The following is an 18380-nucleotide window of genomic DNA, read 5'->3' as shown; positions in this document are numbered from 1 at the left end:
GCTTCATACCGCGAGCTACAGCGTTAACGCGTGCTCTCTTTCACCTTTTTTAAATTTGACCTCGCCTAAATCAATACAGGCGACCGGGCAGACATGACCGCACAGCAGACAACCGACGCATTTTTCCGTATTGCAATGCGGCGTGCGGCTGTGTTCATCCCACTCCATCGCCTGATGACCGCCGTCATAGCAGGAGATATAGCAACGTCCGCAGCCGACGCATTTCTCCTGATTAATCCGCGGATAGACGATATAGCTGCGATCCAGCTCTTCCGCCGGGATAATATTGCCATTCGCCAGCCCGATCATCTCCTGTAATGAGGCAAATCCCTGATCGGCCAGATAGTGGCTGAGGCCGCTCGCCATATCTTCTACAATGCGATAACCGTATTGCATAATGCCTGTCGTCACCTGTAGGGTCGCCGCGCCCAGCAGCAGAAATTCGGCAGCGTCTTCCCAGGTTTCAATGCCGCCGATACCGCTAATCGGGAAATCGCGCAGTTCAGGGTGCATTCGCAACTGCTGGATAAAACGCAGCGCAATGGGTTTCACCGCTTTTCCTGAATAACCGGAGATACTGGATTTACCGTTAACCACCGGCATCCCGATTTTGCGGTTCAGGTCGATGTTAGTGATGGATTTCACGGTGTTGATGGTGGCGATACCGTCGGCTCCGCCGCGTTTGGCGGCCAGCGCGACTTCGCACATATCGCCAATATTCGGTGTCATTTTCGCCAGCATTGGCAAAGATGAACCGCGTTTTACGGCGCGGCAGTATTTTTCAACCAGTTCCGGGCTTTGTCCCACATCGCTTCCCATGGCGTGCGAGGTCATCTGCGGGCAAGAGAAGTTACACTCAATCATATCCGCGCCGGCTTCTTCAACCAGACGCGCCAGTTCCTGCCACTGCTGTTCATTTTCTCCCATGATGGAAGCAATCAGCACCTTATCCGGATAATCCTGTTTTAGCCGTCGAATGGCGGCCAGATTCTCTTCCAGCGGATGCTCAGCAATTTGCTCCATGTTTTTGAAACCAATAAAACCGGTATCTTCTTTCGTCAGGTGATCAAAACGTGGAGAGACTTCGTTGGCAATAAAAAAACCAATGGTTTTAAAAACGATCCCGCCCCAGCCGGTATCATAGGCTTTGGCGCACATCTCATAACAATTGCCTACCGGAGAAGAAGAAAGACAAAACGGATTGGGAAACTTAACGCCGCAAAAGGTAACAGACAAATCTTTTGTTAACATGAGCAGGTCTCCTCTAAATAATGATGAATAGCCTGAGCGGCTTCTTTTCCGGTTTTTACCGCATAAACGACGGTCTTATCACCTTTAACAATATCGCCAGCGGCAAAGATCGCCGGGTCGTCGGTTTGATAATTATGCGTGTCGATAATATTATGCTGCGCTTTTATCTCCGCAAAGGTATCCAGTCGCGCGTGCTGCCCCACGGCCAAAATAATATTTTCCGCTTCCAGCGTCAGTTCTCCTGAGTGGCGTACATGGTGGAAGGTCACTTTATTTCCGCTGACGGCGACAGGCGTAAAACCATCAATAATCGATACGCCTAATGCCTGCGTGCTGGTAAATTCTTTTTCGCTGGCGGGAAATTGGGCTAATTCTTCCCGCGCCACGCAGGTGACGGAAGGGCAGCCGAGAATTTTTAACGTACTGGCGACATCCATCGCTACGTCGCCGCCGCCAATAATTAATGCACTACGCGGAACGCTAATATCGCCGTCGGCCTGACGGGCGCGCTGTAAAAAATCAACGGCAATCTCTACGTGACTGGCTTGCTCAAATAACGGTAAATCAGAGCCACAGGACATCCCGACGGTCATCAGCACGGCGCGATATTCGGCTTTGAGTTGCGCAAGCGATAGCGACCCGCCCACGTCACAATTACATTTAATATTGACGCCCATTTCTACAATGCGGGCAATTTCCTGATCGAGTACGCTTTGCGGCAGACGAAATGCCGGGATGCCGTGACGCAGCCATCCGCCGGGCTGCGGCTGTTTTTCGTAAATGGTGACGTCATAGCCTAAATGCGTGAGCGTCACGCTTGCCTGCAAACCTGCCGGACCCGCGCCAATAATCGCGACTTTCCCGCGTGTTTTACTCCCGGGCTGATAAATCTGCATGGCAGTCTGCTGTTCAAAATCGGTAATAAAACGTTGCAGGCGTGCAATATCAATAGGTTTATCTATTCCGGAACGTGTACATCCGCGCTGGCATAATTTTTCCGTCGGACAGACTCTGGCGCAGACGGCGCCAAGCGCATTATTTTCCCGGATAGTTTCCGCTGCGCCTTTAAAATTGCGAAAGTAAATAGAACGAATAAATTTCCCCGGATCGGTTTGCGCCGGGCAATCCTGACTACAGGGCGCATCGTGACATAATAAACAACGTGAAGCCTCTTTTATTGCCAGTAATGGCGTAAAACCAGGCGTGAGTTCATCCAGATAATTTTGTTGCGGCATATAATCTTCCTTAATGCTTGAATAAATTAAGGCGAAACGCAAATAACGCGTTTTAATGATCTAAAATCTACCGCCAGCCTAAGCATTGAAAGAAGGGTATTCTGTGAAAGAATTCACAAAAAAATGAAACCAGAATGCAAAACAGCATTTGTTCCTTATATCATAATAATAACTATTCTCAATTTTAAAGGGATAATAAATAGATTAACGATAAAAAAGAAGATAAATAATCATTCCAGTAAATAAAAAACCGCAACCGGTATAAAGAAAAAGATAAGACCAATATTGTACGGGATCGGCATGGCGATAGACATAAACCGGTTTTCGCGCATTTTTGACAACTTTATCTACCGCGCCGGTTCGCCAGCCTTTCCAGGCCTCACGGAAGCAAAAAAGCGGGAGTAGCAGAAAGGCTAATATGACAAATATCGTCTGTACATCCATGATCATTTCCCTTTTTTCTTTTCCAGTTCAAGCAATTGTTCCGGCGTAACGGCCGGATATCCCTGGGCGTCATTCGGCACCTGATGCTGCGTGGGAATAGGTACCAGCGGGCCTAAAAAACGCGGTTCGCGTTTAAAAATATAGAGATCCGCCAGCGCGCTAAAGCGGGCGCCAAATTCGCGCAGGCGCACTGTCAGCATATTTTTGGGCGAAGGTACCGCGTAACACTGCGCCTGAATGCCCATATGCAACGCAATAAACAAGGCGCGTTCGCAGTGGAAGCGCTGAGTGATGATAATAAAGTCGTTGGTATCAAACACTTTGCGGGTACGCACAATGGAGTCAAGCGTACGGAAGCCAGCGTAATCAAGCACAATGTCCGCAGGATCGACGCCCGCCGCGATAAGGTCTTTGCGCATGGTCATCGGTTCGTTATAGCTTTGCAGGGCATTGTCGCCGCTGAGCAGCAGGTAATTGACTTTACCGCTATTGTAAGCGTTTAACGCGCCCTGGATACGATAACGATAGTACTGATTAATGACACCCTTGCGATAGTATTTGGCCGTCCCTAACACGACGCCAACCTGGCGGTAGGGAAGATCCTGTAGCTCGTCATAGATGTAGGGCGCTGTTTTCCAGCTCATCCACCGATCGAGGCCAAGCACCGTCAACAGCAGCAAGCCTACCAGGACCAACAGGCTGTAAAACACGCGCTTTAACATGCAGGAAACTCGATACCAGGATGAAAGTACGATCAGGCTACTGTACCCGAAGGCGTAGCGCAAGAAACCGCCGTCTGATTGCGGAGATTTTCAGCATGATTTCCCTTGTATCGGGTCGCGGGAGAGGAGAGTCAGGCCGGATAAGACGCCAGTGCGTCGCTATCCGGCACATTTGCTTAGCCGAGAAGCACGCGGTCAATATTATGGCAACCTAACGCTTTCAGCGTTGCGGCGGTGGCATCCCATTGAATTAATGCCGCATCGCCTTTTTCCGCCAGAATCGCACGCTGAATATCCGCATAGTCATAGCCATTGAGACTCAGCAGGTTTAGCGCGCCTTGCAGCGGGGGAAGCGTAGGGTTAAAGGCGGCGTTTTCCGCATAGCTGCCGGTGAAAATACGGCCATCTTTACATTCCAGCGCCACGCCGCTCGGTGAGTGGCTATAAGGCATATGGCTCTTATTGGCTGCCGTTATCGCCGCTTGCGTTAGCGTATCGCCCGTTAACGTAAAGCCATGATCCTGCTCGTCCATCAGCAGCGTTTTGATCTCCAGATCTTTTGGCCCGAAAGCGTCAGGCAGATAATCGCGTAACGTATGCGGCGCGCGGCCCGGCAGATGAATGCGCAGATCCAGACCGCTGTTCAGCTCGTTCATAAACTGGCGACAGTGGCCGCAAGGCGTGTAGTTAACGGTGACGGCGGCGAGCCCTTTTTCGCCGCGTAGCCAGGCGTGGCTAATCGCGCTTTGTTCAGCATGCACAGTTTGTTGCATGGTGGCGCCCAGGAACTCCATATTTGCGCCGAAATACCAGTTGCCGCTAACGCCGCGCGCAATCGCGCCGACGTTAAAATGGGACAAATCGGTACGGGCGCAGGCCGCCGCCAGAGGTAACAGTGCGAAAGCCAGCGCGTCTTCGTCCAGTCCCGCCGTATTTTTAAGCGTCGAGACCTGCTCTGCGGTCAGCATGGCGGGAAAATGGTGGTTCGCCAGGATAGGGGCCAGCGCTGATTGCAAATTATCCGCAAGCTGGGCAAAAGCAGTTTGAAAACGTGGATGCATGGCGTTGCCTCATAACAATGTAATGGAACCGTAGTTTACGGGCCTGCTATGTCTTAATATGTGATCTAAATCTCATTGCTTATGCAACTTGTGAAACTTCAATGAAAAATGCGCGACGTATCGCAAATTTTAACCCGGTCTTTTGTCCCGTCGTTAGCGCATTACCGCCAGAATGAGCGGAAACAAAAAGGGCGCTACCAGCGAGGTAATAATGCCGCAGATTACCAGCGCCAGGGAGCTAAACGCGCCTTCCTGGTAATCCAGCTCGGCGCAGCGCGCAGTACCGAGCGCATGTGAGGCGGTCCCCATTGCCAGCCCGCGTGCGGCTTTAGTACGGATGTGCATCGCGTTTAACAGCGTGTGGCCAAACACCGCGCCCAGAATACCGACAAAAATTACGCATACCGCGCTGATCGCAGGGATGCCGCCGATGCTGCCGCCCACCGCCATCGCGATAGGCGTAGTCACGGATTTAGGCAGTACCGATGCCGCGATTTCAGGCGTTGCGCCCATCAGCAAGGCAACGGATGTTCCGGTAATCATCGCTACCAGACTGCCGACAAAACAGATGCTAATAATGGATTTCCAACGCGCGCGAATCTGGTGCAACTGTTCATAAAGGGGATAGGCCAGCGCCACCACCGCCGGTTGCAGCAGATCGTTAAGTACTTCGCTGCCTTTGAAGTAGTGCTCGTAGGGAATACCGGTCAGCAACAGAAAAGGAATAATGACTACCATTGCCACCAGCAGCGGATTCAGCAACGGCATTTTAAAATGCGCCGCCAGTCTGCGGGCGGCGAAAAATACCGCCAGCGTCAGCGGTAACGACCACCAGATATATGTCATCATTTTTTCGTTCCCTTCTGCCCAACCACTTTACGCTCACCGTGTATCAGATGTGAACTCCAGCTTACGACCACAAAAACGACCAGCGTACTGATAGCGCAAGAGACCACCACCGGGCCGAATTGCGCGCGCAGTAAATCAAAATATTGCATGACCCCAACGCCAATCGGCACAAACAGCAACGCCATATAACGAATCAGCACATAACAGCCGGGGTTAACCCACTTTGCCGGCAGAATTTGCAGCGCCAGCAACACAAACAGAATTAACATCCCGATAATGCTGCCGGGAATAGTGATAGGAAGCAGTGATGCAAGAAAAATGCCTGCGTACAAACAGGCATAAATCAATACAAAAGCGCGTATATATTGCCAGATAATATTCAGTGACTTACTCATGTTTAAAGCCCTTGATGAGATGGATTCATCATACAATTAAACGTTAAAACGTGCTACCGATCACATCATGAATTCTTAGCATAGTGGGTATAGACAGCAGGAACATCGGGCAATGCCCCTGGTCGGCGGCGTTAAACCTGGGCTAAAAAATACAAAAAGCGACTCAGGGCCAAAGACGGCGTCTCATTCTTACGCCAGAACATCCCTACGCTGCCTTTTTGCTCAATTTTTGGCAAGTTTAAAATCGCCAGTTGCCCCTGGCTGGCATAGCGTTGCGCCAGCCGTAAAGAAAGAATAGAGATCATATCGCTGCTTTGCAGCAAATTGGTGCTGACGTTCATTGACGCCGATTCAATGGTGTTTTCCGGGAGCATGACGCCATTATCGACGAGGGCGTTATCAATACTGATGCGAATAGGGGTGCCGGTTGGCCAGACTATCCACCGCCAGTGTGCCAGATCGCTCCAGGCGATCTGCGCTCGCGCGGCCAGCGGATGGTGCGGACGCGCCACAAAGCAGACCGGCTCGGTATAAAGTACCTGATAATTAAGCGGCAGTTGCAGGGCGCGGCCGCCGACACGCCCTACCACCACATCCACCTGACCGGCAAGCAAATCGTGCAGCAGCGGCGTCATTACCTTTTCTTCAATATTCAGATGCAGCGTCGGCATTTCGTTAAGCAGGCTCAGAATCGCCTGTGATACGCAGTCAGTCGCCACGGGCGAACAGCCGATCTTCAGGCTGCCAACCAGGCCGCCCTGCTTGAAACGGGCGATTTCATACTGTGAACGCTCCAGATCGTTAATTAGGCGCTGGGCGTGCTGGAGCAGTAATTTACCGCCTTCCGAGGGCCGTAGTCCTTTACTGTGGCGCTCAAAAAGCGTGATGCCTATCTCATCTTCGAGTTGAGATAACCACTTCGATAGCGCCGGCTGGGAGATATTCATCATCCGGGCGACATGCGTCAGGTTGCCCTGTTCGCCCAGCGCAACCAGCGTTTGCAGGTGATGTAATTTCAATTTCTGCGCCCAGTTCGCCATTCGCTATAACCTCCAGGTTATGTCTCTGCCTGAAAAGCCATTGTACATTTTATCGCTCACTCTACAAACTCGTAACATAGCAAACATAAAAACAACATCTATCTCCCTGCACTGAGGCATTAGCTATGACTCAACGACGTGATCTACAAGCCCTTATTGATGCCGCGCCCGTCGGCAAAATGCAGTGGCGCGTTATCATCTGCTGTTTTCTGGTGGTTATGCTCGACGGTTTCGACACCGCCGCGATTGGCTTCATCGCCCCGGATATTCGTACTCACTGGCAGCTAAGCGCCAGCGAACTTGCGCCGCTGTTTGGCGCAGGGCTGCTGGGGCTTACGGCCGGCGCGCTGCTATGCGGGCCGCTGGCGGATCGCTTTGGCCGCAAGCGGGTCATTGAGCTTTGCGTGGCGCTATTCGGCGCATTGAGCCTGCTTTCCGCTTTCTCGCCGGATATAGAAACCCTGGTGTTGCTGCGCTTCTTAACCGGTCTGGGACTGGGCGGAGCGATGCCGAATACCATCACCATGACGTCGGAATACCTTCCCGCTCGTCGACGCGGAGCGCTGGTCACGCTGATGTTCTGCGGTTTTACCCTGGGGTCGGCGATGGGCGGGATTGTGAGCGCGCAACTGGTGCCGCTGATTGGCTGGCACGGAATTCTGGCGCTAGGCGGCATCTTGCCTTTGATGCTGTTTTTCGGCCTGCTGTTCGCGCTGCCGGAATCTCCCCGCTGGCAGGTACGCCGCCAACTACCGCAAGCCGTTGTCGCCCGGACGGTCAGCGCCATTACCGGCGAGCGCTATCACGATACGCAATTCTTTCTGCATGAGACGGCAGCCATCGCCAAAGGCAGTATTCGCCAGCTTTTTGCCGGGCGACAGCTTGTCATTACCCTGATGTTATGGGTGGTGTTCTTTATGAGCCTGCTCATTATCTATCTGCTTTCCAGCTGGATGCCGACGTTACTTAACCATCGCGGTATTGATCTGCAACAGGCGTCGTGGGTGACTGCCGCATTCCAGGTTGGCGGCACGCTTGGCGCGCTGTTACTCGGCGTGTTGATGGACCGGCTTAACCCGTTCCGGGTACTGGCGGTGAGCTATGCGCTGGGCGCAGTTTGCATTGTCATGATAGGCCTGAGCGAAAACGGCCTTTGGCTGATGGCGCTGGCGATTTTTGGTACCGGCATCGGTATTAGCGGTTCCCAGGTAGGGCTTAATGCTCTGACGGCGACGCTGTACCCCACCCAAAGCCGGGCGACGGGCGTGAGCTGGTCGAACGCCATTGGACGCTGCGGGGCGATTGTCGGTTCGCTCTCCGGCGGCATGATGATGGCCCTCAATTTCTCTTTCGATACGTTGTTTTTTGTCATTGCTATTCCGGCGGCTATCAGCGCGGTAATGCTTACCCTGCTGACGGTGGTTGTCCGCCTTTCGATTTCTGTACCTGACGACCTGCCGCGTGCCAGCGTCGTAAACGAATAAGGAGAATCTCCATGTCTGAAATAAATCAGAACGTAAAAGATAGCCGTCAACAGTATTACCAGCATATTTCCGGGCAGAATCTGACGCCGCTGTGGGAGTCGTTACATCACCTGGTACCGCAGACGCCAAACGCCAACTGCGCGCCGGCCTACTGGAATTATCAGGAAATTCGTCCGCTACTGATGGAAAGCGGCAATGTCATTGGCGCGAAAGAGGCGATCCGCCGGGTGCTGGTGCTGGAAAATCCGGCATTGCGCGGTCAGTCGTCGATTACGGCGACCTTATACGCTGGTTTACAGCTGATCCTGCCCGGCGAAGTCGCGCCGAGTCATCGCCATAACCAGTCGGCGCTGCGTTTTATCGTCGAAGGTAAAGGCGCATTTACCGCGGTGGACGGCGAGCGCACGCCAATGCATACCGGCGATTTTATCCTGACGCCGCAGTGGCGCTGGCACGATCATGGTAATCCGGGATCAGAGCCGGTGGTATGGCTGGATGGTCTGGATCTGCCGTTAGTCAATCTCCTGGGCTGTGGTTTTGCGGAAGACTATCCCGAAGATCAGCAGCCGGTGACGCGAAAAGAGGGCGATTATCTGCCGCGCTATGCAGCGAATATGCTGCCGCTGCGCCACCAGCGCGGGAACTCGTCGCCGATTTTCAACTACCGTTACGACCGCAGTCGCGAGGCGTTGCACGATCTGACCCGTATGGGCGATCCGGATGAGTGGGAAGGTTACAAGCTGCGTTACGTTAATCCCGTCACCGGCGGTTATCCGATGCCGTCGATGGGCGCGTTCCTGCAACTGTTGCCAAAAGGCTTTGCCTCGCGTGTGGCGCGGAGCACCGACAGCACTATCTACCACGTCGTTGAAGGGGCAGGACTGGTCACTATCGGCAACGAAACTTTTCATTTTTCCGCAAAAGACATTTTTGTGGCGCCGACCTGGCATGAGGTGTCGTTTCGCAGCAGCGAAGACACAGTGTTATTCAGTTTTTCGGACAAGCCGGTTCAGGAAGCCCTGGGGCTGTTCCGCGAAGCACGTTATTAATTAGGGAGAGAGAACATGACCAAATATGTATTCCAGCCGCAGGCTCCGGTAACAGTACCCGTGGCGGGCAGTGATGAGCAGTTTCCGGTACGTCGCGTTTACTGCGTGGGTCGCAACTATGCCGCCCATGCCCGTGAAATGGGCTTTGATCCCGACCGCGAACCGCCGTTCTTCTTTTGTAAACCAGCGGACGCTGTCGTCCCGGTAGCGGCGGGGGATACCCTGGAACTGCCGTATCCGGCGCAGACTGATAACTACCATTATGAAATTGAGCTGGTGGTGGCGATTGGTAAAAAAGGGAGCGATATTCCGCTGGAAAAAGCCCATGAATATGTCTGGGGATACGCCACCGGTCTGGACATGACGCGTCGCGATCGTCAGATGGAAATGCGTCAGATGGGACGCCCGTGGGAAATCGGCAAAGCGTTCGATCTCTCCGCGCCCATTGCGCCATTACACAAAGCCGCTGAAACGCATAATGTGGATAACGCCCCTATTTGGCTACAGGTTAACGGCGAAGACCATCAGCGCAGCGATATTCGTCATCTGATTTGGTCGGTGAATGAAACCATCAGCTATTTGTCCGGCTTCTTTGAATTGCAGCCAGGCGATTTGATTTTCACCGGTACGCCAGAGGGGGTGGGCGCAGTGGTGAAAGGGGATGTCATCACCGGGAACGTAGAAGGTCTGACGCCGATTGCTGTGAAAATTGTCTGAGGTGAACGATGAAGCTGTACAGTTTCTTTAATAGTTCGGCGTCTTATCGTGTACGTATTGCGCTGGCGTTAAAGGGGATTGATTACCAGACGGTGGGCGTCAATATTCGTATCGGCCAGCAGAATGCGCTGGCCTACCGACGGATGAATCCGGTAGGCCTGGTGCCGACGCTGGTCACTGATGACGGCGAATCGTTGGGGCAATCGCTGGCCATCGTCGACTGGCTGGACCGACATTTTCCGCAAACGCCGCTGCTGCCGACGAGCGACCCGGCGCGCAGCCAGGCGCTGGAAATTGTCTACGCTATCGCCTGCGATATACACCCAATCAATAACATGCGCGTGTTGCGCTACCTGACCGATGAGCTGAAGGTTAGCGAAGAGGATAAAAAACGCTGGTACGCCCACTGGATACAGCAAGGGTTAAGCGCGGTAGAGCAGCTATTGCGTAAAAGTCAGTCCGGACGATTCTGCGTGGGCGACGCGCCAGGCCTTGCGGACTGCTGCCTGATTCCTCAGTGGGCGAATGCGCTCAGGATGGGCTGCGATTTATCAGGCTATCCGCGCTGTCAAGCCGTTTATGACGCCTGCGTACAGCTACCGGCGTTTATTGCCGCCGCGCCGGAAAATCAACAAGATAAAATCCCGGCCTGAAAAGGAGAATGACCATGACTCACGTGACAAGCGCAATTATTGTAGGTGGCGGAATCGGCGGCGCGGCGACCGCGCTGTCGCTGGCGCGCCAGGGAATAAAAGTCATGCTGTTGGAAAAAGCGCACGAAATTGGCGAGATTGGCGCGGGTATTCAGCTTGGGCCGAACGCTTTTTCGGCGCTGGATAGTCTCGGTGTGGGCGATGTTGCCCGCCAGCGTGCGGTGTTTACCGATCACATTACCATGATGGATGCCGTGAATGCCGAAGAAGTGGTATGCATTGAAACCGGACAGGCGTTCCGCGACCATTTTGGCGGGCCGTATGCGGTAATTCACCGGGTAGATATTCATGCAACGGTATGGGAAGCGGTGCTGACGCACCCTGGCGTGGAGTATCGTACCTCGACCCATATTGTCGATATCCGCCAGACGCCGGATGACGTTACGGTGTTTGATGAGCAGGGAAATAGCTGGACGGCGGATATTCTCGTGGGCTGCGACGGCGTTAAATCGGTCGTGCGGCAAAGTTTACTCGGCGACGCGCCGCGCGTAACGGGGCATGTAGTCTATCGGGCGGTGATTGATTGCGACGATATGCCGGACGATTTACGTATTAATGCGCCGGTGCTGTGGGCAGGCCCGCATTGTCACCTGGTCCATTATCCGCTACGCGGAGGTCAACAGTACAATCTGGTGGTGACATTCCACAGCCGCCAGCAAGAAGAGTGGGGCGTGAAAGACGGCAGTAAAGAAGAGGTGCTCTCTTATTTTGCCGGCATTCATCCCCGCCCGCGCCAGATGCTGGATAAGCCGACCTCCTGGCGCCGCTGGTCGACCGCCGATCGCGAGCCGGTCGCGAAATGGGGAACCGAGCGTATCACTCTGGTGGGCGACGCCGCGCATCCGGTGGCGCAATATATGGCCCAGGGCGCCTGTATGGCGCTGGAAGACGCCGTCACGCTAGGCAAAGCGCTGGAACGCTGCGACGGCGACGCGCAGCAGGCATTTGCGCTGTATGAGTCGGTGCGTATTCCCCGCACGGCGCGTATCGTCTGGTCTACCCGCGAGATGGGGCGTCTCTATCACGCCGCCGGGGTGGAGCGTCAGGTGCGTAATCTGTTGTGGAAAGGGAAATCGCAGGAGGCGTTTTATCGCGGTATCGAATGGCTGTACGGCTGGAAAGAAGATAACTGTCTTGAGCCGCGTTGAGCGCCTTACGTGACGTAGCGTAGCGTTTGCGCCGCCACCCGGCAAAAAGTTTTGCTCATCGCAGAGAGGCGTTATGATAGCGCCTCTTTTTTTGCTGTGGATACCGATATGCGTGTTTTACTGGCGCCGATGGAAGGCGTGCTCGACGCGTTAGTGCGCGAGCTGCTGACCGAAGTGAATGATTACGATCTCTGCATCACCGAATTTGTGCGCGTGGTGGATCAGCTGCTGCCGGTAAAAGTGTTTCATCGCATCTGCCCGGAGTTGCATCACGCCAGCCGCACGCCGTCCGGTACGCCGGTGCGTATTCAGCTTCTGGGCCAGCATCCGCAGTGGCTGGCGGAAAACGCCGCGCGGGCGACGGCGTTGGGATCGTATGGCGTGGACCTGAACTGCGGCTGTCCGTCAAAAGTGGTGAACGGCAGCGGCGGCGGCGCGACATTGCTCAAAGATCCCGAACTCATCTATCAGGGCGCGAAAGCGATGCGGGCCGCGGTACCGTCGCATCTGCCGGTGACGGTAAAAGTGCGTCTCGGCTGGGATAGCGGCGATAGAAAATTTGAAATCGCCGATGCGGTGCAGCAGGCTGGCGCCAGTGAACTGGTGGTGCATGGTCGTACCAAAGCGCAGGGCTACCGCGCCGAGCATATCGACTGGCAGGCGATCGGCGAAATACGCCAGCGTCTGACTATTCCGGTTATCGCTAATGGCGAAATCTGGGACTGGCAGAGCGCGCAGGCATGTATGGCGACCAGCGGCTGCGATGCGGTGATGATCGGCCGTGGGGCGTTAAATATTCCTAACCTGAGCCGGGTGGTGAAGTATAACGAGCCGCGTATGCCGTGGCCGGAAGTGGTGACGTTATTACAAAAATATACCCGACTGGAAAAGCAGGGCGATACCGGTTTATATCATGTCGCGCGTATTAAACAGTGGTTGGGATATTTACGTAAGGAATATATTGAGGCGACGGAACTCTTTCAGTCGATTCGGGCGTTAAACCGTTCATCCGAGATTGCGCGGGCGATTCAGGCTATTAAAACCTAATCTCTACAGCGTCCAGAACGTGTGCCGGGCAGACATTATCGCTGCCCGGCGCAGGAATCAGAAAATCATCTTAAACACGCCCGTTACCACCAACAACCCAATCAGAAAAATAATTAAGATTGCCCATAGAAGAATTTTCATTGTTTGTCCCTTTATTGGTAAATACAAACAAAGTATAGGAAAGTATTAAGCCATCTGCTGCTTTGTTGGGCGCGGCGACGTTTAACTCATGAAGGCTGCTGGCGCGTATTGCAGCAAAATCGTTCATTTATTAACGGGTTAATGGGGCTTTACATTGAATCATTACATCAAAAAATGTATCAGATGAAATTATTTGCTAATCATATAAATTTCAAAATATGTCTTTTGTTGTCTGATGATGTATTGCCACGCGTAACTAAAAAATAGATCGCCGTAAGACGTACTCTCTGCGCACCTTTTTTTATCAGAACACCTCCATGAATCGTAATTCTTTCCTTGCCGCGACAGCGAGCTTACCGCTTTTTATTTTGCTGGCGGGCTGCGCCCCTATGCACGATACCCGCCAGTCGCTGACCCAGCAGACGCCCTCTTCTCATGTTGATTCCAGCCTGCCGGCGGCATTGAAAAACGGTTGGCCGGATAGCCAGTGGTGGAAGGCGTATCACGATGCGCAGCTTGACGCGCTGATTGATAATGCCATACAGCATTCGCCGGATATGCAGGTGGCTGAACAGCGTATTCAACTGGCGGAAGCGCAGGCGAAAGCGGTTGAGGCGCAGGACGGCCCGCAGCTCGACTTTTCTGCCGACATTGAGCGCCAGCGAATGTCCGCGGAAGGGCTGATGGGGCCATTCGCGATTACCGACCCTGCGGCGGGAACGACCGGGCCGTGGTATACCAACGGTACATTCGGCCTGACGGCGGGCTGGGATCTGGATTTATGGGGGAAAAACCGCGCTGAAGTTACTGCGCGGATCGGGGCGGTCAAAGCGCGCGAAGCGGAGCAGGAGCAGACCCGACAATTGCTGGCAAGCGGCGTGGCGCGACTCTACTGGGAGTGGCAGACGCAGGCGGCGCTGAAAAATGTGCTGATGCAAATCGAGCATGAGCAGCAAAACGTGGTGACGGTAAACCGGGAGCTGTATCAACACGGCATTACTTCTTCTGTTGAAGGGGTCGAGACCGATATCGACGCCAGCAAAACCCAGCAGCAGTTGAATGACGTTAACGGTAAAATGAAGGTTATTGAAGCGCGGCTCAGCGCGTTAACCAATACGCAATCGGCGGCGCTCAAGCTGCGTCAGGTGAGTCTCCCCGCCGTTGAAAGCCAGTTACCGTCGCAACTGGGCTATTCGTTGCTGGCGCGCCGGGCGGATCTACAGGCCGCGCACTGGTACATTGAATCCTCGTTGAGCAGCATTGACGCCGCGAAGGCCGCGTTTTATCCCGATATCAATCTGATGGCTTTTTTACAGCAGGATGCGTTACATCTGAGCGATCTGTTCCGCCATTCCGCACAGCAATATGGCATTACCGGCGGGCTGACGCTGCCGATTTTCGACAGCGGCAGGCTGAATGCCAACCTCGATATCGCCAAAGCGCAAAGCAACCTTTCTATCGCCAACTACAACAAAGCGGTGGTAGATGCGGTTAATGATGTGGCGCGCGCCGCCAGTCAGGTAGAGACGCTGGCGCAGAAAAATCAGCATCAGCAGCAGATTGAGCATGACGCGCAGCGTGTGGTCGGTCTGGCGCAAGCGCGCTTTAATGCCGGTATTATTGCGGGTTCCCGCGTGAGCGAGGCCAAAATCCCGGCACTGCGCGAGCAGTGTAACGGCTTGCTGTTGCAGGGCCAGTGGCTGGATGCCTCTATTCAGCTTACCAGCGCGCTGGGCGGCGGTTATCATTCCTGATTTTTCCGGATGATTCAGACAGGGTTCCTATACTTAGGCTGTGTATGATTCATCCGGAGAGGAATATGACCAAAGTCGCAATTGTAACGGCATCAGATTCGGGAATTGGCAAAGCGTGTGCGTTGTTATTAGCACAAAACGGTTTTGATATTGGTATCACCTGGCATTCCGATGAACGCGGCGCGCAGGAGACGGCAAAAAAAGCGGCGCAGTTTGGTGTGCGGGCAGAGACCATTCATCTTGACCTGAGCCAGTTACCCGAGGGCGCGCAGGCCATTGAACATCTTATTCAGCGCCTGGGGCGCGTTGACGTGCTGGTCAATAATGCCGGGGCGATGACCAAATCCGCGTTTATTGATATGCCGTTTACGCAGTGGCGGCAAATTTTTACCGTGGACGTCGATGGCGCGTTTCTCTGCGCGCAGATCGCCGCCCGGCATATGATTAAACAAGGAGAGGGAGGGCGCATTATCAACATCACCTCCGTCCATGAGCATACGCCGCTTCCGCAAGCCAGCGCCTATACCGCGGCGAAACATGCGTTGGGGGGATTGACTAAATCCATGGCGCTGGAACTGATTGAGCATCATATTTTGGTCAACGCCGTCGCGCCAGGCGCTATCGCCACGCCGATGAATGATATGGATGACAGCGACATTGAGCCGGGATCGGAACCCTCGATCCCTATCGCCCGACCGGGTTCTACGCATGAAATAGCCAGCCTCGTCGCCTGGCTGTGTTCGGAAGGCGCAAGCTATACCACCGGTCAGTCGCTGATTGTCGACGGCGGGTTTATGCTGGCGAATCCGCAATTCAACGCAAAATAAACGCCGGGGCCGGATGGCGGCGTTATGCCATCCGGATACCATCGGGTTTAACGGGCCTCCGCTTTGCCGCGTCTTTTCAGCCACCAGCGCACGCCCACCACCAGGACGATGGCCAGAATCAGCCAGACTCCGTGCCTGAGATGCTGATCGAGGTCGTGCAGCCATGGCGCGATCACCTCGCCGCCAAGATATCCCAGCGTGGTAAACAGCAGCGCCCAGATCAGCGCGCCTACAATATTCAGCGGCAGAAAAATTTTAGGCGGCAGGCGGCTGGCGCCAATCAGCAGCGGGCCAACCACCCGGAAGCCATACATAAAACGCGTGCCGATCACAAACAGATACGGATGGCGTTGGATCATTTTCTGCGCGCGACGAATCTTCGTATGATAACGCGGGAAACGACGCAGGATCTTCCCGCCATAGCATCGTCCTAACAGGTAAAGTAGCTGATCGCCCATCATCCCTCCCAGCGCGACGGCCGCCGCCACCAGCGGAAACTTGAGTAATCCCTGATGCGCCGCGACGCCCCCCAACAGGGTAACGGTTTCACCTTCGGCCATACTGCCGATAACCAGCGCCGCATAGCCATAATGCGTAATAAGCGTGTTGATATCCATGCGTAAACCACCTCCGGCATTAAGCATACACCCTGGCAAGAGGCGTGCGCGGCAAAGCCGACGTTTTGCCGGAGACTATTTTGCCATTGCTCATAAAATAACCAGAAACTGAATTATACTTGAACATACTGGCATCTGAGGCAGCAGAAGGGGGCAGTATGAACCATGTATGGGGGCTTTTTTCCCATCCCGATCGGGAAATGCAGGTGATCAAAAGCGAAAACGAAACCGTTTCGCATCACTATACGCACCATGTTTTGCTGATGGCGGCGATTCCCGTCGTCTGCGCCTTTATCGGCACGACGCAAATCGGCTGGAATTTTGGCGACGGCAACGTGTTACAACTCTCGCTGTTTACCGCTTTTGCGCTGGCGGTCTTGTTCTACGGCGTGATGCTGGCGGGCGTCGCGGTGATGGGACGCGTCATCTGGTGGATGGCGCGAAACTATCCGCAACGGCCATCGCTTGCGCGCTGTATGGTTTTTGCCGGCTATGTCGCGACGCCGCTGTTTTTAAGTGGTCTGGTGGCGCTCTATCCCCTGGTATGGCTATGCGCTTTGGTCGGCGCTGTCGCGCTTTTTTACACCGGCTATTTGTTGTATTTGGGTATTCCGACTTTCCTTAACATTAATAGAGAGGAAGGATTAAGCTTCTCCAGTTCGACGCTCGCTATCGGCGTACTGGTCCTGGAGGTGCTACTGGCGATCACCGTGATCCTGTGGGGATACGGCTACCGCCTGTTCTGATGCGAAAAAGGGCTGGCGCAAAAGCCAGCAATGCAGCATTTGCTGACGATTCTTCTGTAGCGGCAACGCTGGCGTGCCGCTATGATGCCACTGCTAGCTTGAGTATAATCTTAGCTCAGGCGGTGTGCGTTACGACGCGCGTGAATCATTATCAGAAATCTCATCATGCTGAAATTCCGAGCTTCATTCCTGAGCCTTGCTCTGATGTTGGCCGTTCCTTTTGCCCCGCAGGCTGTGGCGAAAACGGCAGCGACAACCGCGGCGTCTCAACCTGAGATTGCCTCCGGTAGCGCAATGATTGTTGATCTCAACACCAATAAAGTGATCTATTCGAACCACCCGGATCTGGTGCGTCCGATTGCCTCGATAACCAAATTAATGACAGCGATGGTCGTGCTCGACGCGCGATTGCCGCTGGATGAAATACTGAAGGTCGATATCAGCCAGACGCCGGAAATGAAAGGGGTTTACTCCCGCGTGCGCCTGAACAGCGAAATTAGCCGCAAAAATATGTTGCTGCTGGCGTTGATGTCATCCGAAAACCGTGCGGCGGCAAGCCTGGCGCACTATTATCCTGGCGGTTATAACGCGTTTATTAAAGCAATGAATGCGAAGGCGAAAGCGCTGGGCATGACGCATACCCGCTTCGTTGAGCCGACGGGGCTGTCGATTCATAACGTCTCGACCGCGCGGGATTTAACAAAATTGCTGATTGCCACGAAGCAATACCCGCTGATTGGCCAGCTAAGCACCACGCGCGAAGATATGGCGACATTCTCGCATCCTGCGTATACGCTGCCGTTTCGCAATACCAACCATTTGGTCTATCGTGATAACTGGAATATCCAGTTAACGAAAACCGGCTTTACCAATGCGGCGGGGCATTGCCTGGTGATGCGTACCGTGATCAATAACAAACCGGTCGCGCTGGTGGTCATGGACGCGTTCGGCAAATATACCCACTTTGCGGACGCCAGTCGCCTGCGTACATGGATTGAAACCGGTAAAGTCATGCCCGTTCCGGCTGCCGCGCTGAGCTATAAAAAGCAAAAAGCCGCGCAAATGGCGGCAGCCAGCGCCAGCGCCGGAGCGCAAACCGCACAGAACGATTAAGTCGCCGCAGGCCCGGCAGGCATCGCG

20 protein-coding genes are annotated in these 18380 nt (G+C 54.0%); 10 read left to right on the top strand and 10 right to left on the bottom strand.

The features are described 5' to 3' along the window. Positions 1-15: 15 nt before the first annotated feature. From preA to ACLJRS_RS07115, 8 genes are all read right to left on the bottom strand, one after another. Entirely contained in the window at positions 16-1251 is a 1236-nt protein-coding gene (gene preA / locus ACLJRS_RS07150) for an NAD-dependent dihydropyrimidine dehydrogenase subunit PreA (RefSeq protein ID WP_000956098.1), read from the bottom strand. After that, entirely contained in the window at positions 1245-2486 is a 1242-nt protein-coding gene (locus tag ACLJRS_RS07145; RefSeq protein WP_001136421.1) for an NAD(P)-dependent oxidoreductase, read from the bottom strand. The genes preA and ACLJRS_RS07145 overlap by 7 nt, the downstream gene beginning before the upstream one ends. A 204-nt stretch (positions 2487-2690) precedes the next feature. Continuing rightward, positions 2691-2936 (bottom strand): DUF2542 family protein, encoded by a 246-nt coding sequence (locus ACLJRS_RS07140; protein WP_000605187.1) that lies wholly within the window; start codon positions 2934-2936, stop codon positions 2691-2693. Continuing rightward, on the bottom strand, positions 2933-3652 hold the full coding sequence (sanA, locus tag ACLJRS_RS07135) for an outer membrane permeability protein SanA (protein ID WP_000920081.1): 720 nt from the start codon (positions 3650-3652) through the stop codon (positions 2933-2935). The genes ACLJRS_RS07140 and sanA overlap by 4 nt, the downstream gene beginning before the upstream one ends. Positions 3653-3828: 176 nt before the next feature. After that, positions 3829-4713 carry a cytidine deaminase gene (gene cdd, locus ACLJRS_RS07130; RefSeq protein WP_000553538.1) on the bottom strand — a complete coding sequence of 295 codons (885 nt, stop codon included), beginning with the start codon at positions 4711-4713 and terminating at the stop codon, positions 3829-3831. 153 nt (positions 4714-4866) lie between these two features. Then, positions 4867-5562, bottom strand: a complete 696-nt coding sequence (locus ACLJRS_RS07125; RefSeq protein WP_000989296.1) for a CidB/LrgB family autolysis modulator — start codon at positions 5560-5562, stop codon at positions 4867-4869. Further along, positions 5559-5957, bottom strand: coding sequence for a CidA/LrgA family protein (locus ACLJRS_RS07120; RefSeq protein ID WP_000045719.1), 399 nt, complete (start codon positions 5955-5957; stop codon positions 5559-5561). Before ACLJRS_RS07120 ends, ACLJRS_RS07125 begins: the two co-directional genes overlap by 4 nt. 131 nt (positions 5958-6088) lie before the next feature. Next, entirely contained in the window at positions 6089-6997 is a 909-nt protein-coding gene (locus tag ACLJRS_RS07115; protein ID WP_000024658.1) for a LysR substrate-binding domain-containing protein, read from the bottom strand. Between the two features lie 125 nt (positions 6998-7122). Between ACLJRS_RS07115 and ACLJRS_RS07110 the strand changes: the two genes are divergently transcribed. From ACLJRS_RS07110 to dusC, 6 genes are all read left to right on the top strand, one after another. After that, positions 7123-8481 carry an MFS transporter gene (locus ACLJRS_RS07110; protein WP_000194218.1) on the top strand — a complete coding sequence of 453 codons (1359 nt, stop codon included), beginning with the start codon at positions 7123-7125 and terminating at the stop codon, positions 8479-8481. A gap of 11 nt (positions 8482-8492) precedes the next feature. Continuing rightward, positions 8493-9530: a gentisate 1,2-dioxygenase gene (gene gtdA, locus ACLJRS_RS07105; RefSeq protein WP_001289853.1), complete on the top strand. Its 1038-nt coding sequence runs from the start codon at positions 8493-8495 to the stop codon at positions 9528-9530. 15 nt (positions 9531-9545) lie between these two features. Then, positions 9546-10247, top strand: coding sequence for a fumarylacetoacetate hydrolase family protein (locus tag ACLJRS_RS07100; protein ID WP_000170621.1), 702 nt, complete (start codon positions 9546-9548; stop codon positions 10245-10247). A gap of 8 nt (positions 10248-10255) precedes the next feature. Continuing rightward, a complete protein-coding gene (gene maiA / locus ACLJRS_RS07095; RefSeq protein ID WP_000781185.1) occupies positions 10256-10900 on the top strand; it encodes a maleylacetoacetate isomerase in 645 nt (214 codons plus the stop codon). A 14-nt stretch (positions 10901-10914) separates the two neighbouring features. After that, complete coding sequence (locus ACLJRS_RS07090; RefSeq protein WP_000150103.1) at positions 10915-12108, top strand: 3-hydroxybenzoate 6-monooxygenase; 1194 nt, start codon at positions 10915-10917, stop codon at positions 12106-12108. Between the two features lie 108 nt (positions 12109-12216). After that, positions 12217-13155 (top strand): tRNA dihydrouridine(16) synthase DusC, encoded by a 939-nt coding sequence (dusC, locus tag ACLJRS_RS07085; RefSeq protein WP_001264840.1) that lies wholly within the window; start codon positions 12217-12219, stop codon positions 13153-13155. A 57-nt stretch (positions 13156-13212) separates the two neighbouring features. Here the strand turns inward: dusC and yohP are convergent, their stop codons facing one another. Continuing rightward, positions 13213-13296 carry a small membrane protein YohP gene (yohP, locus tag ACLJRS_RS07080; protein ID WP_000698460.1) on the bottom strand — a complete coding sequence of 28 codons (84 nt, stop codon included), beginning with the start codon at positions 13294-13296 and terminating at the stop codon, positions 13213-13215. 317 nt (positions 13297-13613) lie between these two features. Between yohP and mdtQ the strand changes: the two genes are divergently transcribed. After that, positions 13614-15050, top strand: coding sequence for a multidrug resistance outer membrane protein MdtQ (gene mdtQ / locus ACLJRS_RS07075; protein WP_001081457.1), 1437 nt, complete (start codon positions 13614-13616; stop codon positions 15048-15050). A 65-nt stretch (positions 15051-15115) separates the two neighbouring features. Further along, the gene (locus ACLJRS_RS07070) at positions 15116-15877 is read left to right on the top strand and encodes an SDR family oxidoreductase (protein WP_000169608.1); all 762 of its coding nucleotides are present in this window, start codon (positions 15116-15118) and stop codon (positions 15875-15877) included. A 47-nt stretch (positions 15878-15924) separates the two neighbouring features. Here the strand turns inward: ACLJRS_RS07070 and ACLJRS_RS07065 are convergent, their stop codons facing one another. Beyond that, entirely contained in the window at positions 15925-16494 is a 570-nt protein-coding gene (locus ACLJRS_RS07065; RefSeq protein WP_001523476.1) for a DedA family protein, read from the bottom strand. Between the two features lie 158 nt (positions 16495-16652). Between ACLJRS_RS07065 and ACLJRS_RS07060 the strand changes: the two genes are divergently transcribed. After that, positions 16653-17240 carry a Yip1 family protein gene (locus tag ACLJRS_RS07060; RefSeq protein ID WP_001017057.1) on the top strand — a complete coding sequence of 196 codons (588 nt, stop codon included), beginning with the start codon at positions 16653-16655 and terminating at the stop codon, positions 17238-17240. A 165-nt stretch (positions 17241-17405) separates the two neighbouring features. After that, positions 17406-18353, top strand: coding sequence for a D-alanyl-D-alanine endopeptidase (pbpG, locus tag ACLJRS_RS07055; protein ID WP_000911555.1), 948 nt, complete (start codon positions 17406-17408; stop codon positions 18351-18353). Positions 18354-18380 lie beyond the last annotated feature (27 nt).

It is taken from the genome of Salmonella sp. SAL00670, assembly GCF_046552235.1.
GTDB lineage: Bacteria > Pseudomonadota > Gammaproteobacteria > Enterobacterales > Enterobacteriaceae > Salmonella > Salmonella enterica.
The sequence above is the reverse complement of the archived record's forward strand: the minus strand, read 5'-3'. Positions and strand labels throughout refer to the sequence as shown.